The organism is Winogradskyella damuponensis (genome assembly GCF_039538385.1).
Taxonomy (GTDB): Bacteria; Bacteroidota; Bacteroidia; order Flavobacteriales; family Flavobacteriaceae; genus Winogradskyella; species Winogradskyella damuponensis.
In genome coordinates this window covers 113,067-130,171 of sequence record NZ_BAABCB010000005.1, presented here as the reverse complement: position 1 = coordinate 130,171, position 17,105 = coordinate 113,067, and the positions used below count along the sequence as shown (strand labels likewise).

The window sequence follows — 17,105 nt, the reverse complement described above, 5'->3', positions numbered from 1 at the left end:
CAGTTCGCTGCGCTCGGGTGTTACGTGTTTAAGTATCTAATTTACTAAATAAAAACGGAATGGATACTCTGTGAGGCTTTTTGGAAGTAGGCTAGCACTTACGATAAATTACAATATTGCATGTTGTAGCTTTGTCATTCTAAATTTATCGTGTTTTTGCATTTTGGATAATTTGTACAACCTAAAAAGTTCCCATATTTACCAATTCTCTTTGTCATAAAGCCACTTTTACAACTTGGACACAATAAGGTGTCCTCTAAAATTTCTATATTATTAAATGTCTGGTTGCAACTTGGATAATGTGAACACCCTAAAAATTGATTGTTTCTATATGTATTTTTTCTAATTACAAGATGTCCTGTTTGGCAATACGGACAATTTGTTTTGCTGAGCATTTCGTTGTTTGCAATACATAAAGCATCATTATCGGTTTTTAGTTCCTCTGCAAATAGCGAAACATCCTTCGGAATAAGTAGCACCACTTCATTTTTTGTTCTTGTTAAGGCCACATAAAACAATCTTCGCTCTTCTGCAAAGCGAAATGCTTCATCATCACTTAGTAATAACGACAGCATTGGGTCGTCAGTCATTTTGTTAGGAAAACCAAGTAAGTGATTTTTAAGGTTTATAACAATGACGTTGTCTGCTTCTAGCCCTTTTGATTTGTGTACCGTTATGTATTTAATGTCAATAGCTTCAAAACCTTTTATTTCTAGTTTATTACTGCGTTCGTAGTACTTTATTTTACTATGCGGTGTGAGTTTAATAAATTCATTGATGTCAAAGCTATGACGCCCTAAAACCAAAATAGGTTTGTTGCCGTTTTTGTCTATAATGGATTGCACTTCATTTATGAACATAGCTTCGGCATTATCTTGTGAATAATAAACAAGCTTAATCGGGTTTTCTAAAGGATCTTTTATCGATTTGGGATTCTTTTGAATTTGTTTTTTATTCTTTAGAATGTATTTAGAAGTGATATCAACGAGTGCTTGTGAGTTGCGGTAGGTTTGTTCAATGAATAACTGTTCATATTTGCCCACATATTTTTGAAAATTACTAAACAACGAAATGTCGCTACCCGCAAAACGATAAATGGATTGCCAATCATCGCCAACACAAATGAGTCTTGCGCCAGATAATTCCCTAATTTCTTTAATGAGATTGAAACGCGCATATGAAATGTCTTGATACTCGTCAATGATAATATGTTGATACGTGTATTCTGGTTTATTGGCTTTAATGAGGTCAGTGGCCTGATTTATCATATCATTGAAATCAATTTCACTTTTCTCTTTTAGTGTATCGTCATATTTTTTTAGAATAGGCATGGCAAATCTTAAGAAGGTTTGTTGTCTTTCGCGCATAAACGTGTTTGTCGCTCTACGTTTATCTGAAAATAAGGCTACTATGGCACTGTAATCTAGTTGTCTCGATTTACAGAGGTTGATAAAAGTACTTAATAGATTCGTTATTTCTTTACCAAAGTTTTTGTCATTGGCACTGACCTTTGAGTAGATGTTTTGAGGATCACGTGGCTTGAAAACTACATTTTCGGTTTTCAATAGGTTTTCTAGTTTTTCAAGTAAAACACGGTCTCGGTTGTAATAGGAATAGGTTTCTAGAAGTTTAGTGTTATATAATTTATGGTTGTCTCTTTTTAACTCCATTTCTTCGACGTATGTCTGCTCATTAAGTGGAGTTAGCCATTTCGCTCTATTGTTTTCGTCCACACCAAAATGTTCTAAATAAATGTCGTAATCAGATAGGTAAAAGTCTGGTTGATACAAGATATCTCCATATGGATACGGTTTTTCATATTCGTATGCAACACCATTTAAGTACAAAAAGTTGGCGATAGTTAACTCTTCAACGCTTTTGACTTTTTCACCTTGAATGGTGTCTAACGACGCTTTGGCCACTTTATTTAGTGGTTCAGGTTCGCACTTATCTTTTAAAGTTTGAAAATCAATACCTTTTTCCATGTCTAATTTTTCACCAAGTGAATCAAAGCTATCATGGCCTTCAGGAATATTCATGTAACAAGCCACATAGACAATGTAGGCCTCTAATGCCTTTGCATCGTTAAAGATGTCTTTTTCTAAATAGGCTTTGATAACATTATACAGTGTGTTTTCATTTGTTATAGCAGGAATAGTTGTTCGGTGTTTTTTTATAGTATCATATCCAAGTTTATGGAAGGTTGTAGCTCTTGCACCAAGTCCTATGTTTTTTAGTCTTGCATTTAATTCTTCGACCGTTTTTCTGGTAAAGGATAAGAGTAAAATGTTCTCAGGTTTTACATTTTTCTTTTCTAAGAGGTATTTAACCTTACCGATAATGGTTAGTGTTTTCCCAGAACCAGCACCTGCAATAATGAGGTTTGAATATTCGTCTGTTATGACTGCTGTGCGTTGTTGGTCGTCTAATTGTTTCCCTTCTATATCATCAAAAAAGTGGCGAAGCTTTTCTTTCTGCGTTTGAACGTAGTTTTTATTGTAGTTGCTAATATAATTATCAAATTCTTGAAAAACAGCATTAAACCGTTCTACACGCTCCTCTTTTTTGTAGTAGCGCGATTTGCCTTTAAAGTATTTCCCTGCCGCAGAAAACTTGGTTTTTATTTGGTCTCGCTGTACCCAAGTTACATAGTCGTCAAAGTTTTCTATAGTATCAAAAAACAAGGTGATTTCTTGTAGATGAGATACGTAAGTTGGTTTTTGGTATTTTTTGTTTTCTATTATTTTTAGATAAACAATTATAGCACTGGCTAGTATTATAAATAGGATAATCAGGAGCCAAGTCATGTTTTTATGTTATGTTTTTTAGATTGAGTATGTATGTGTGTGTATCAAAGATAAGAAGTCTTTACTTTTGATTTTTAAGTAATTAGGTCACTAATTTAGTGAATAAAAATGGAATAGGAATATGTACGGATATTAGTAAGTAGCTTGAACTAGCGTTAAATGATATAAGGTGTTAGCTGCAATTTTTTCATTTAAAAAGTAACTAATGGAGGGTTAAGACCTTCTTAACTTAATGGAGAAAGGGGAATTGTATTCTTAGTTTCATTCCCCGATCTTTTATTTGTCGGATTTTTCCAACCCATTAAGATGACTATTTATAAAAATAGTTTAGCTAAAATGATGGCTAAAGTAGACAAAGCATAAATTAGCTTTGTTAGCGTTCTCACGAACCGCGAGGATACTTTTATCTCAACCTTAAAATTCATAATTGTTTAGGTTTAGTTAAGTAATCCTCCAAATAGTTACATAATTTAAATAGTTTTTATTATATCATCTAATTTTTCATTATCAATCATACATAAATTTATGGTAGTTAGCTTTATAAGTACAAACTAAACTGAAAATCTGAGAGGATTTTTAGAAATTGGCAAGAACAAACAATTACTTAAAACCATTATAGTTTGCCGTTTTTATATTAATCCGCCACCTTCACTTTTTATCCAATCTCTAATTATATATTCCTTAAAATCATCTTCCTTAGCGTGTTCTAATACTATAATTTGAGGTTTAACTTTTGTGTTTTTATATATTAATTGAATTTCCTCATTTAAAACAGTAAATATGTTGATTACTTGTTTAATGTTTTCATCATATTCTTCTATGTCTTCAGAGTCTAATTCACTTTTTTTAGCTGTTCTAGGAAAATATACTTGGCTTGGTTGATCGATCATTAAAAATGACGGAATTATAGATTCAGAATTGCTACAAGATAAATGCAAGAAAGATAAAAACAAAGAAAGATGACAGGCTAACCAATTTGCTCCACTTCCCATTTCATATAATCTTATTTTGTCTGATTTGTGTTTATGATAAAAACTAAAATCATCAATATTAAAGTGAAAATCAATAGGTTTAAGTTCTTTCTCAAAATCTAGTTTGCTTGCAATCCTATCCATTTGATCTTTTATAAATCGTTCCGTTTCTGCTTTGAATTGCTTGATGTTCTTATATTTTGAAATTCTCTTATTGTACTCTTTTAATTGTTCTTTTAAAGCATTTAAATCACTATTGAACTTAGATAAATCGTTAGATTCCAAAAGATGTTTAATTGTCGTTTCTAACACACCTTTTTTGTGTATTATTGATTCTCGTTTTCCTTTTATTTTTTCTATATTAACATTTTCTTTTGTAAGTATTTCAATGTTGTTGGATATTGATTTTATTTTAGTTGTTATAACTTTTCTATCTTTTCTAAATTTCTCAATTATCTGAGTACTGTCTTTTGAAAATGTATTTACTTTAGTAAGTTCTTCAATAAGTTTATTTTTCGATTCATTTAACTTATTGATATTTTCACTGATATGCGAAACTGAATTATCACAAAGAGGGCAAGCTAATTCATCAATTGAAGTGTTATACTTTTGCTTAGCATTGGTTTGTTTTAGATGTTTTGCATAACCTAAACTATCTTCTGAATTTGATAGAAGACTGGAAATAGCATTTTCAATTTCATTTTTCTCAACATAGAGCACTTCTCTTTCATTTTCTAATTGAGTTAGTTTAGTAAATGATTTTGTTTGGTCTGTGAGTATTTTTGGTGGAATGGGCAGATTAAGACCTATCTTTTTTAATTCATGTAATGAAAGTCCTTCTTCCAGAGTAAGGTCTAACATTGTATAGTAAATTTGTATTTGGTCTCTAATATTATCTATTTGGTTTGATTTTTTTTCTTGAATACGAGCTAAAAATTTATCTTCAGCTGTTATTTTTCTTTCAGTTTCTTTAATTAGTTTTACTAATTGATAATATTCACTATCTACTATACCTAATAATACAGGTAAGGCTTGAATAACTCTTTTACGTTTGGCAATTTCATCAAATCTATAGAATAGTGAATGTTTATTTGCAATTAAGTTTTGATGCTGGAAAAGAAAAGAAACAGTATCTCTAATCGATAATTTACCGAAATTCTCGTAATCTGATTCCAAATTTTTTAATGACAAACCAAGTATTTCTTCAAATTCAGTTTGAACATCATTTTTAATTGGTTTTAATGATATGTCATTAAAATAATCATACGTAATATCTTCAATTGTTTTATAATCAGTTTCAATATTTAGATAAGCACTTCTCATATTCCCTGTGTTTGGTGCAGGACGACCAATAACAATGTAGAACTCATTTACTTTATAAATAACTACAAATAACTTTGCAAAATCAGTTATCTTACCAACAGGAACACTTGACCTTGATGAAAATAAACAATAGTCAATTATTTCGATAAGTGCACTTTTACCAGTCTTAGAATCTCCAGTTATAATATTTAAACCATCTTCAAATGGAATGTGACGCTTATCACCAGTATTGTTAAAAATAGCTATTTGTTTTATAGTTGTACTCATATTTCTGTAATTCTAAGTTTTTTAAATACTGATAAATATTGTTCCTTTCCTAATATAACACCTAAATTATACGCTGATTTATAAATAGGTTTTAAGTAAATATCTTTTTCTTCTCTATAATGAATTTCAATATTTGGAATTAAAAACTCATTTATATCTAAATCAATTTCATTTGCTAGAATAATAATAGCCGTATTTGTTGTTTTACGATAATCATTTATTCTTTGATTTAGCGAACTAATGAAAATATCAAAATCTGTGTTGACAATAAAAGCATTGAATTTAGAATTTGTTTTTAAATTTTTTAGTTTACTTTGAATTTGATTATTATAAATAAAGGGTAATAAAAGATATACTAATTCAGTCTTTATACATTTTGAATTAACAGATTTGGCACCACTTAAAAAGTGATGTAAAATTTTACTAGTATGGAAAGGTGAAAATACTAACCTTTCAATATCACTCGCTCTCATCTTCTGGTTTTAGGTTAATATCAATAGCTTTTATCTCTACATTATGTAATAAACGACCTTTCGGGTAGTATGAACGTGTATTTGTAACTCCTTCTATTTTTGTTTTAGAAGATACTTGTATAATACTATCGTCAAAAAAACGTTTCGATTTTTCATTAGTATCACACTGTTCAGTTATTTGATCTATATGGCTATCTTTAAGCTCTAAAGTAAAATCTTTAATATCATCATCAAAGCTGTCAAGATTTTCACATAAACTTGTTCTTGTTTCAATCATTTTGATTCGACTTTCGTTAGCTCTTAAATAATTATCCATTGACCTTCCAATTTTCCTATCGTAACCAATATCCTCTAAAGCTTTTACAAAATGAAAATTATTTTTAGAAACACTATCTTTTGTAGCATTAGATATTGGAAAACTTAAATCTTCTATTTGATATTTTTTCGCACAAGAGCGAAAATTTTCTTTGAATGAATCTATGTCAATCGTCCAAGTATAGTCATTACCAGTTATTAGATGAAATGATAAATATCCGAAAATTGAACAAATAAACTCTTCTCTATCCTTTGGTAATATAGGATTTGTAACAACTGGGTGCTCTAATAAAATACCTTTATAATATTCTTTGGCTGATAATTGCTTATCTTTTATTTCAAATTTATCAAGAAGGTTTTCTAACTCTTTTTTATCGAATGCTTTTACATTATTATAATACGCTTTAATCGTGTCATTTGATGTTACAGCTAATATTTTCTTTTTTTTATCGGTTTTATTTAACTCTTTCCACTTTTCAAATATTGAGCCTGTTTTTATTTCTGCAGTAGTATGAAGTATAAATTTGTCATAAAAACGGAAAGTATCATATTCTGTAATTATATTAGAAAGAGTTTTCCAAAAGTCAGTATGTGTATCAATTAATTTTTTGTCATCTTTAATCGAATGTTTAACTTCTGTTGATGTTTTTCCATCTGAAACATCGCCCAAACATTCTAAATAAATTTTTGTACCATCTTTTGCTTCAAGGCATTCTTTTAAAGCAACCATTTCTTGGTATTTAAATCCTAATATTTTAGTAGAAGCATCAGATTTTGAATTCATAGTTGATTTTTTTTTAATGACATATAATGCGATTATGTATAGTTATTTACATGGATAAGCACCTAATTTAGCAAATTAATTAGAGATAGAATATTCCTTAGAAATATTTACAAATGGTTCGAGTCTGAAATTAATTTTTAAAAAATGTTATTCACAATTATTTATTCCATTCTGCCAAAGTTCTACTTTCTCGTCTCTAGGCATCATGTAACCATTCGAAGGTGTTACTAAACATGAATGATGAATTCCAATTTGATTACATAAGTTTTCAATTTCTAACCAACGTTGATTAAATATTCCATTTTCATTTAATGTATGACAATAACGAGTTAGATATACACCGCATAATGTCGCTGAGTTTTCTTTAATTATATTAATAATGTCTGTTAGTTGGATATCATTGAAATTTTCAAGCTGGTCATCTAAAAAGTTAATGATTTGATTTTGATGCTCTTGTTCATTTGCATCCAGGATAGTTTCAATCATATCAGTTAAGCCAATACTATTTTCATAACAGTATTGTTTCCATGGTTCTGGATTTAATCTGTTTTCGGGATTATTTAAGGAGGGATGATCAAAAGCCCTTGGCATGATATTCCAAAAGCTATTAGTTCGTCTGCCGTAAAACCAGTTTGCATTGTTTCCGTTTGGATTGTCCCACTCTGGATTGAATGTTCCAACAAAAAGATATTTTAATTTGTGTTCAGGATATAAGTTTGCTTGAAATCTATGGTTGCATGGCATGTTATTAATTGTTTTAATTAGGCTTAGACTTTCGTATAATAACTTTTACGACATTTAATTTGAAAATAGGACAACTTAAATGATATGAAGCGATCAACAACAAATCTAATTATATTATCTTAAAAATCTATACGTAACTTTACGTATAAACCTCACAATCAATAGCCAAGTTAAAACCTTCTACTCAAAATAACTTACGGTAAACCGTAACAACCAATTTTTAACTACCAAAACCCTATAAAGCGCAAAAACCACCAAGCTTTCGCAAGGTGGTTTTATACTTATTAATTTTTCTTTTTCTATTTATCAATAGACCCTAAGACACGTTTCATAAAATTGTTAACGGCATCTTTTTTAGTAGCTCCTTCTTTGATCATTTTGTTGACTTCTATGGCACCATACATATTAGAGATTAATTCTCCGATAACGTCGAGCTCTTCATCTTTAAGCGATGGTACTTCGGTTAAGGCTTCTAAGCTTTCAATGGTTTCAATGATATAATCTTTATCATTGTCTTCAATGAATTGTGTTAGGTGTTTAATTACAGGTAGTTACTATTAAATGTTTGTCAACGGTTTTTTTATGATGAGTAGCGTGGTTAAGCAGCGAATTAGCAATTAAAATCCGAACAGAAAATCTGCAAAGATTTTCGTAAGCAAGCTAAAACTAGCCATTAATTGTAAATAGTGTTACCCTACTAGCATTATTTTAGAGCTAAAAATTCTTTAGCAGTCAAAATAGGAATTTTTGAGTTTTTAAAGTCTTTTTTATTTCTTGTAATTATTATTTCAATTTGATTTTCTATAGCCGAGTAATACTGAAGTCCATCTTCAAAGTCAGGAAAATTATCGTCACTTAAAGCTAATTCAGTTATTTTATCATCTAAACTTAATACTTCTACAAGCACTTTGAATTTCCTTAATATTTCTCTCGCTTCTTTTGCTGATTTTAATTTAGTTAAGATATAGTTTGTGTTGGCGAATGTTAATGATGAAATCGCTAAAGTTAATTCTTTTTTATCCGCACGAGAAAACAAATCGGCAGCCTCGTCATAGAACTTTTCTCTTTTTGAAAGAAGGTCAATAACAATATTTGTGTCAATTAATAATCTACTCATTTGTATTTTTCAATTAAATAATCAGTGTAGGCATCTTTGACGTCAAAATCTTTGTCAAGTGAAATTACACCACTTAAACTTTCAACAAGAGGTGTTATTTCGGCATCATTTTTTTTGCGATTTGTCAGCGTCGTTAAATATGATTCGATAAGTTTCGACAAGCTAATATTATTTGATTTAGCATAGTTTTTTGCACTTTCGATAATTGTTTTGTCTAAACTTAATGTGAGTTTTTTATCCATAACATTTTTGTTTACGTACAAATTTAATAAATTATTACGTGGGTTTAATCAGTTCCCGATGTTTTTTTTGCTTATGGCTAACGTGCTATATAATGACTTTTATTACTCATATCTCGTAAATAAAAAAGGTTATTATATCTTTTACAGTCACGAGCCACGAATTTAATTCTATTTCTGTTAATATCTATACGTAACCTTACGTACAGGTCTTGTAAACAACAACCAAGTTAAACCCTTCTATTAAAAATTACTTACGGCAAACCGTAATGCAAAACTCATCAAACCCCAAACTCTATAAAACGCAAAAACCACCAAGCTTTCACGAGGTGGTTTTTAAAAGTATTAATTTTTCTTCTTCTATTTACTTATCAATAGACCCTAAGACACGTTTCATAAATCCGTTAACGGCTTCTTTTTTAGGCGTGCCTTCCTTTATCATTTTATTCACTTCAATGGCACCATACATGTTAGAGATTAATTCTCCAATAACGTCGAGCTCTTCATCTTTAAGCGATGGTACTTCGGTTAAGGCCTCAAGTGTTTCTATAGTTTCAATGATATAATCTTCGTCATTGTCTTCTATAAACTGCGTTAAGTGTTTTATTACAGGTAGTTTCATATGCATTTCCTGCGAAAGCAGGAATCTATTAAAAGGTTAAACAAATTAAGCTACTTCGTCAACCAGTTCTTTTAAAACATCGAACTTATTGGTTTGTACTTGGCTTTTAAATTCGCCATTCTTAAATGTTGCAAAGGTTGGTAAATTGTCTACCGTTGCTAATTTTCTACTTTCAGGAAATTTTTCAGCATCAGCAATAACGAAAGTTGCTCCTTCGTGTTCTGTTGCTAATTTCTTAAACTTAGGTTTCATTATTCTACAATTTCCACACCAGGTCGCTGAATATTGTACGATCACTGTATCGTTACCATTGATAATCTCTTGCAGATTATCTTGTTCTAATTCTTGTATCATAGTTTTTGTTTTATACGTCATTGCGAGCACTATGAAGCCTTCTGCATATTATAATGAGATTGCCGCGCTTTGCTCGCAATGACATAAATTTTAAACTTTTAGATTAGTGAGATGCTAAATACTCAGCAGTCCCTTTAGCATTGGCTTGCATTGCTTCTTTACCTTCTTCCCAGTTTGCTGGGCAAACTTCACCTTTTTCTTGTACGTGTGTTAAGGCATCGATAATTCTCAAGTATTCGTTAACGTTTCTACCTAAAGGCATGTTGTTAATACTTTCGTGTTGGATGGTTCCTTCTTCGTCAATGATGTATGTTGCTCTGTAGGTTACGTTATCACCTTCAACTGTTACTAAACCAGTTTCTTCATCAAATTGCTCATTGAAGATATCTAAGATTCCTAATGCTGAAGCTAGGTTACGGTTAGAATCGGCTAAGATTGGGTATGTTACCCCTTCAATTCCACCATTATCTTTAGGTGTGCTTAACCAAGCAAAGTGTACTTCGGCAGTATCACAAGATGCACCAATTACAATAGTGTTTCTTTTTTCAAATTCGCCTAAAGCCGCTTGGAAAGCGTGTAATTCTGTAGGACATACAAAAGTAAAATCTTTTGGGTACCAGAATAATACGACTTTCTTGTTATTGTTTTTTGCTTCTTCTAGAACGTTCACTTTAAAAGTGTCGCCCATATCGTTCATTGCGTTTACGTCTAAATTTGGAAATTGTCTTCCTACTAATGCCATGTTTTTATAGTTTTAAATTGATTATTAATTTTCTACTACAAAGATACTTTTCATTAGGGAATTAATACGTTAAGCAAATTTTAATTTTTTATAAAGCAATAGATTTTAGCTATACTGTATTTTATTTTTAATAAATAAAAACTATTTAGCTTTTAGCATCTTAATTTTAAGATTTAAGGCTGCAAATATTAAGGTGGTAAAAGGACTTAACCAGTTAAAGATGGCATACATAAAGTATTCGCCCACACCAACACCTAGGACGCCACTTTGGTAAGCTCCACAAGTGTTCCATGGGATTAGTACAGAGGTAACGGTTCCGGAATCCTCTAGGGTACGACTTAAATTTTCTGGTGCTAAGCCTTTATCGATATAAGCTTGCTTAAACATCTTTCCAGGAATGACAATGGCCAAGTATTGATCTGAGGCAATGATATTTAAGCCTAAACAGCTTACCACAGTACTGGCAAATAATCCAAAAATAGAGGTGGCTATAGAAAGCAGTGCTTTTGTGATTCGGGATAGTGCTCCAATGGCGTCCATAATGCCTCCAAAAACCATGGCACATACAATTAAATAGATGGTCCAGAGCATGCCCTGCATACCTTTAGCAGAGAAGAGGTCATTTAAATTTTCATTATCTGTAGCGATAGAGGTCTCTGTGAAAATAGAGTTAATAACGGCCGAGAATTTAGATTCGGATAAGTTTTCTAGTACTGGAGCTTGAAAAATGAATGCAAATACGATGGCTAGAACAATTCCGGATGCTAAAGCTATTAGTGGTTTTGTTTTGAGTAGTATCAAAGCCACTACTGTAACAGGTACCATAAATAACCAAGGTGATATGTGAAAGGTGTTTTTAATTGAAGCTAATAAATTGCTAACATCTGCAGTTCCTGTAGGGTCTATATTGGCACTAATTATGGCAAATACAATTAATGTTATAATAATGGTAGGCACGGTGGTGATGGCCATATATCTAATATGTGTAAACAAATCCGTCCCAGCCATAGCGGGAGCTAGGTTTGTGGTGTCGCTTAATGGTGACATTTTATCACCGAAGTAAGCTCCAGAAATTACAGCACCAGCAATCATCCCAGGATTAATGCCCAAAGCAGTACCAATGCCTACTAAAGCAATACCCACGGTTGCCGAGGTGGTCCAAGAACTCCCTGTGGCAATAGATATTACAGCGGCAATAACGACGGATGCTGGTAAGAATATTTCGGGACTTAAAACTTGTAAGCCGTAATAAACCATGGCGGGAATGACTCCACTGACTAACCAAGTTCCTGCTAAAGCACCTACTAAGAATAAAATCATTATAGGCACAAATACACTTCTTAGGTTTTCCCAAACCTCTTTGAGCATGATTTTGATATTCACTTTATTAAAAAAGCCAACAATAGCAGCAATGCCACCACCTAATAATAAAATAATTTGATTGGTGTAGCCTCCAAACCATTCTTGATCTTCAACAAAAAAGATGTTATAGGCTAGCATGGCCATGAGCATAACAACAGGTATAAGTGCTTCAAAAAAACTAAGTGCTTTATTGTCTATAATTACTTGATCTTCTGTTTTAATCTCACTTAGGTTGTCGTTTTCTTGCATTTTTAGTCCGTTTAGTTCTGTAATGTTACGATTTTGTTAAGCCATTTGCAAATGGAATGCAAATCCTAGAATTTGAAGCAAAAAAAAGGGTTAGACCCTTAGTGTTACCTAAGCATCTAACCATTAATTATATAGCTGTGATTTTAGCTTAAAGAATGTCTAATTCTTTCATGCAAGTTTTCATCATATCGTAGGTGCGTTCTATATCGGCATCAAGACCAATAGAAAAACGAATTAAGCCATCACTTAAGCCCATTTCTTTTTGTTCATCTTCAGGTATTTCTGAAGAAGTTGAGCTTCCTGGTGCGCTAAATAGGGTTTTATAGAATCCTAAACTCACGGCTAAATAGCCTAAGTTACGCTCTTGCATTAATTCCATTAAGGCATTGGCTTTGTCTAAAGATCCTACATCGACAGTCATCATACCTCCAAAACCGTATTTTTCATTCATCATAGATTTGAATAATTCATGCGATGGGTGAGAGGCTAGGCCAGGGTAAACGGTTTTTAAACCGTCATTTTCAAATTTTTCAGCTAAATAGGTGGCATTATAACTGTGTTGCATCATTCTAATGTGCAAGGTTCTCAAGTTTTTTAATACTGAAGCCGAACGCATACTATCCATAGTAGAACCTAATAACATGGCTGCACCACTGTTTACGTTTCGTAGGTCGTCAATTAATTCTTGTGTACCACATACTACACCACCAACAGTATCTGAAGAGCCATTGATAAATTTAGTTAAACTGTGAACTACGACATCTGCTCCTAATTTTATAGGTGAGATAGATAATGGAGAAAAGGTATTATCTACTACCAATGTAATGTTGTGCTTTTTTGCTAATTTGGCTAAGCTTGCGATGTCTGCCACTTCTAATAAGGGGTTACTTACCGTTTCGCAAAACAACACTTTTGTTTTTGGAGTAATGGCAGCTTCTACAGCCTCTAATTTAGTGATATCAACAAACGAGGTGTTAATACCTAAACGCGGTGTAAAGTTTTTTAAGAAGGCATAAGTACCACCGTAAATGGTTCTGCTGCTTACAATATGTTCGCCAGCACCACACAGTTGTAATAACACCGGAGTAATAGCACCCATACCTGAAGCAGTAACGGTTGCCGTTTCTGTACCTTCCATAGCTGCTAAAGCTTCTCCTAAATATAAGTTTGAAGGAGACGAATGACGTGAGTATAAATAACAACCATCTGCGTTACCTTCAAAGGTATCGAACATGGTTTTTGCTGATAAAAACGTATAGGTTGATGAGTCTGAAATAGAAGGGTTTACGCCTCCGAATTCGCCAAAGTATTGTAAATCTTGAATATTGTTTGCGGGTTTAAAAGCCATAATAATTTGATTTTGATTAATTCTTTCAAATCTCGTTAAATTTAGATTAATAATCAACCAACAAGACAGTCTTTAGATTATTTATCTAAAATAGGTGCTATTTTTAGTTTTTATAATTATAGATTTGGTTTTTGTATTATTTTAACCGAAAAAAGATAAGCATGATTTTTGACGACATTGATAGAAAGCTGCTTCATTTGCTTCAAAATGACAGTAAACAAACCAATAAAGCCTTAGCATACCAGTTAAATTTATCGGTAACTGCCGTTTACGAGCGTATTAAAAAACTCGAAAAAAATGGTATTGTAAAAAAGTATGTCGCTTTAATAGATAAGAATAAAGTACAAAAGGATTTTGTGGCGTTTTGTCATATAAAGTTAGTGCAGCACACGCAAGATTATGTTGTAAGTTTTGAACGTGAAGTTAAGCAGTTTAATGAGGTTTTAGAATGTTACCATTTAAGTGGAGATTACGATTATTTGCTTAAAGTCTTAGTAAAAGATATGGAGGCGTTTAGGGAATTTATGGTAGAAAAATTAACTAAAATTGACCATATTGGTAGTACGCACAGTATGTTTATGATAAATGAAGTGAAGCATACCACTGTAATTTCACTGAAATGATTATTTTTTAGATTAAATTTCTAATTTTACATTATGAAACAATCTCAAATAAAAGATTTATACCGATTCATATTTAAATCCTATGATAAACCATTTCTAAAAGAACACATAAAGAAGTTTATGGAGCTCGATGAATATTTACCATATAGCTCTACGTTTTTTTGTGTTACAAATACTCAAGACTTAACATTTGAATACATTAGTAAAAATTATACTGCTTGTCTTGGGCTTGATGCTAAAGTGCTAAAGACTCATGGTATGCGTTATTTTTGGAATAGGATTCATCCAGATGATATTGATGCTTGGTTAAGCGCACTTAATAAGTTAATGGAATTTACACTTGGTGAAATATCAAAACCAAAACGAAAAGACACAAATTATACATGGAATTTTAGAATTAAGAATGGTGATGGTGTTTATGTAAATATTATTCAGAATACTACACCATTGGTTTTTGATTCAGACGGTAAGCCTATAATAGGTTTAGCACATTACACAGTTTTAGATCCTAATATAAAAATGGATATAACGGCATCTGCAAAGCTGTTAAACTCTAAAAATGAATATGAAACGCTTTATTTTAACAACTTTTCTCAAAAGCTATTAAATGAAGGTGTTAGCAATAGAGAGCGTGATGTTATACGATTACTCGTTTTAAATTACACGAGTAAAGAGATTTCTAATAAATTAAATATCAGTTCTCATACGGTAGATACACATAGAAGAAATATATTGAAAAAGTTTAACCTCTCGTCAACAGGAGAGTTGGTTGGCATGATAAAAATGAATCAACATTGGTTGTAAATCGTATAAATACTCAAATTGAGTATTGCCCGCTTATTCTTTAATACGGAACTTTGACAAGCTATTAGCAACTTTAGGGTAGAATACGTCCATTCTCTTTAGATTATTTTTATAGTCTAAAGGTTTGGACTATTTTTTTTAATGCAAAAAACGATAGCATTTCTTTTTTTAATTGCATTATAAAGCAACCATTCTTAATATTTTTACGTCTATATATAATATAGCATATCATTTTGTTAAAATCCATATTTAGAACCCCTGAAAATAAAGTTAATATGAGTTATAAATTGTCGTTTACCTTATGTTTAATCCTATTGCTAACATCTTGCTCTAGTGTAGAAAAGTACAATCAACAGATTTCAAAATTACATTCGGTTGAAGATATACATGAAGATATCGATAAGGTATATGAGCAATTACAGCGAAATCATCCCCATTTATATCAATTTACCTCAAAAGCCGTTTTAGATTTTAAATTTGATAGTTTAAAGAAGGCTATTGACAAGCCTATGGATAGTCGTACATTTTATAAGCAATTGTCTGCCGTTACTAAATATGTTGGTCAAGGTCATTTGTCAATGTCTCCACCCAGTCAAAGGTTTGACAGAAAAGCACGAAAAGCATTAAGAGGATCAAAGTTTGATATCACTAATTTAGATTTTGAATATTTAGACAATAAACTTTTTGTTACCAATGCAAGAGGGAAGGACTCTGTTTTAATTAATGCAGAAGTTTTAAAAGTAGAAGATGAAAGCCCACAAGATTTAATTAAAAAATATAAACGCCTTATAGCCTCAGATGGTTATAATACCACTTTGCATCAGAGGGTCGTTGGTACTCGTTTTATGAGCTATTATGTAAATGACAAAGGCCGTTTTGATAGTATTAGTCTCACTTTTAGAAATTCAGATTCTACGTTTGTAAAACAATACAAGCGGATATTAAAAAAGGATCTAGCGCATTTGAAGCAAGATTCTTTAGCGAAAGATTCCGTTAAACTTAAGGACGTCAAAAAAATAAAACTTACAAAAGCAGAGCGAAAGGCTAAAAAGAAGGAGCGCAAGGCAGAGCGAAAACACAATGAAAAATATGGTTTTATTCCCGACAGAAACGAGTACACTAGAAATCTAAATTTTATAGGAAAAGACAGTGCTGTGGCGTTGTTAAAAATTAGAGGATTCTCTAGATATGATTACGAGGACTTTTATGATGAAAGTTTTAAGCTAATAGATTCTCTTAAAGCAGAAGCATTGGTTATAGATTTGCGTAATAATTTTGGCGGACGCTTAAAGGAAATTACCTATTTGTATTCGTATCTTACTGATGAAAATTTCAGAATGATTAATCCGAGTGAAGTAAATACACGCTTTCCTCTTTTAAAGAGCCTTATGGCTAATTCAAGTCCCACTTTAGTTAAAGCCATTGCAGGTATAGCGTCACCAGTGCTAATTACCATAGACCTTTTTAAAACTAAAAAAGAGGATAACAAATTATATTATAAGTTTAAGTCATCTAAAGAACAAGAGCCAAAACCTTTAAATTTTAAAGGCAAGGTTTATGTGTTAATTAACGGTAACTCATTTTCGGCATCGTCTATATTATCTACGCAATTACAAGGTAGTAAACGCGCTACTTTTGTTGGAGAAGAAACCGGAGGAGCTTATAATGGTACCGTGGCTGGATATTATAAAATGTACGAGATGCCTCATACCAAAGTACGTGCAAGAATTGGATTGGCATTTATTGATGCGCCTTACAAAGTAACACCAGATGGTTATGGTGTAAAGCCAGATGTAGAGCTATTACCAAGTTATAAGGATCGCTTACAATCTATTGACCCAGAATTGGAATGGATTTTAGAAGATTTAGGACAAAAGAACTAAATAATTTTCTTCCTTAATATAGGGTTTTAAAATTCGTAAATCATTAATCAAAATTGTACTTTTGTAATCGTTTTTTTA

At 31.7% G+C, this 17,105-nt stretch carries 16 protein-coding genes; 3 read left to right on the top strand and 13 right to left on the bottom strand.

The genetic code is table 11. The annotated features are described in order from the left end of the window. Positions 1 to 134 precede the first annotated feature (134 nt). From ABD730_RS03210 to ABD730_RS03150, 13 genes are all read right to left on the bottom strand, one after another. Positions 135 to 2,807 carry a UvrD-helicase domain-containing protein gene (locus tag ABD730_RS03210; protein WP_344712519.1) on the bottom strand — a complete coding sequence of 891 codons (2,673 nt, stop codon included), beginning with the start codon at positions 2,805 to 2,807 and terminating at the stop codon, positions 135 to 137. Positions 2,808 to 3,436: 629 nt separating this feature from the next. Beyond that, the gene (locus ABD730_RS03205) at positions 3,437 to 5,368 is read right to left on the bottom strand and encodes a DUF3732 domain-containing protein (RefSeq protein WP_344712517.1); all 1,932 of its coding nucleotides are present in this window, start codon (positions 5,366 to 5,368) and stop codon (positions 3,437 to 3,439) included. Further along, the gene (locus ABD730_RS03200) at positions 5,365 to 5,841 is read right to left on the bottom strand and encodes a three component ABC system middle component (protein ID WP_344712515.1); all 477 of its coding nucleotides are present in this window, start codon (positions 5,839 to 5,841) and stop codon (positions 5,365 to 5,367) included. Before ABD730_RS03200 ends, ABD730_RS03205 begins: the two co-directional genes overlap by 4 nt. Continuing rightward, on the bottom strand, positions 5,828 to 6,940 hold the full coding sequence (locus ABD730_RS03195; protein ID WP_344712513.1) for a hypothetical protein: 1,113 nt from the start codon (positions 6,938 to 6,940) through the stop codon (positions 5,828 to 5,830). The genes ABD730_RS03200 and ABD730_RS03195 overlap by 14 nt, the downstream gene beginning before the upstream one ends. Before the next feature lie 147 nt (positions 6,941 to 7,087). Continuing rightward, a complete protein-coding gene (locus ABD730_RS03190; protein WP_344712511.1) occupies positions 7,088 to 7,684 on the bottom strand; it encodes a hypothetical protein in 597 nt (198 codons plus the stop codon). A gap of 299 nt (positions 7,685 to 7,983) precedes the next feature. Continuing rightward, positions 7,984 to 8,226, bottom strand: a complete 243-nt coding sequence (locus ABD730_RS03185) for a DUF6952 family protein (RefSeq protein WP_344712682.1) — start codon at positions 8,224 to 8,226, stop codon at positions 7,984 to 7,986. A gap of 161 nt (positions 8,227 to 8,387) precedes the next feature. After that, the gene (locus ABD730_RS03180) at positions 8,388 to 8,801 is read right to left on the bottom strand and encodes a type II toxin-antitoxin system VapC family toxin (RefSeq protein ID WP_344712509.1); all 414 of its coding nucleotides are present in this window, start codon (positions 8,799 to 8,801) and stop codon (positions 8,388 to 8,390) included. Beyond that, complete coding sequence (locus tag ABD730_RS03175) at positions 8,798 to 9,043, bottom strand: DUF6364 family protein (RefSeq protein ID WP_344712507.1); 246 nt, start codon at positions 9,041 to 9,043, stop codon at positions 8,798 to 8,800. The genes ABD730_RS03180 and ABD730_RS03175 overlap by 4 nt, the downstream gene beginning before the upstream one ends. 361 nt (positions 9,044 to 9,404) lie before the next feature. Next, entirely contained in the window at positions 9,405 to 9,662 is a 258-nt protein-coding gene (locus ABD730_RS03170) for a DUF6952 family protein (RefSeq protein ID WP_092443256.1), read from the bottom strand. 45 nt (positions 9,663 to 9,707) lie between these two features. Further along, a complete protein-coding gene (locus ABD730_RS03165; protein ID WP_334469674.1) occupies positions 9,708 to 10,016 on the bottom strand; it encodes a thioredoxin family protein in 309 nt (102 codons plus the stop codon). Positions 10,017 to 10,119: 103 nt separating this feature from the next. Beyond that, positions 10,120 to 10,758, bottom strand: coding sequence for a peroxiredoxin (locus ABD730_RS03160; protein WP_334469676.1), 639 nt, complete (start codon positions 10,756 to 10,758; stop codon positions 10,120 to 10,122). Positions 10,759 to 10,899: 141 nt separating this feature from the next. Continuing rightward, complete coding sequence (gene nhaC / locus ABD730_RS03155; RefSeq protein ID WP_344712499.1) at positions 10,900 to 12,369, bottom strand: Na+/H+ antiporter NhaC; 1,470 nt, start codon at positions 12,367 to 12,369, stop codon at positions 10,900 to 10,902. Between the two features lie 148 nt (positions 12,370 to 12,517). Further along, entirely contained in the window at positions 12,518 to 13,717 is a 1,200-nt protein-coding gene (locus ABD730_RS03150) for an aminotransferase class I/II-fold pyridoxal phosphate-dependent enzyme (protein ID WP_344712497.1), read from the bottom strand. Between the two features lie 161 nt (positions 13,718 to 13,878). On the opposite strand from ABD730_RS03150, the gene ABD730_RS03145 reads away from it, so the two are divergent. The 3 genes from ABD730_RS03145 to ABD730_RS03135 all read left to right on the top strand — a co-directional run bounded on the left by ABD730_RS03145 (position 13,879) and on the right by ABD730_RS03135 (position 17,027). Next, the gene (locus ABD730_RS03145) at positions 13,879 to 14,340 is read left to right on the top strand and encodes an Lrp/AsnC family transcriptional regulator (RefSeq protein ID WP_215924857.1); all 462 of its coding nucleotides are present in this window, start codon (positions 13,879 to 13,881) and stop codon (positions 14,338 to 14,340) included. 33 nt (positions 14,341 to 14,373) lie between these two features. Continuing rightward, positions 14,374 to 15,144: a LuxR C-terminal-related transcriptional regulator gene (locus tag ABD730_RS03140; RefSeq protein ID WP_344712495.1), complete on the top strand. Its 771-nt coding sequence runs from the start codon at positions 14,374 to 14,376 to the stop codon at positions 15,142 to 15,144. Positions 15,145 to 15,419: 275 nt separating this feature from the next. After that, on the top strand, positions 15,420 to 17,027 hold the full coding sequence (locus tag ABD730_RS03135) for a S41 family peptidase (RefSeq protein WP_344712493.1): 1,608 nt from the start codon (positions 15,420 to 15,422) through the stop codon (positions 17,025 to 17,027). Positions 17,028 to 17,105 lie beyond the last annotated feature (78 nt).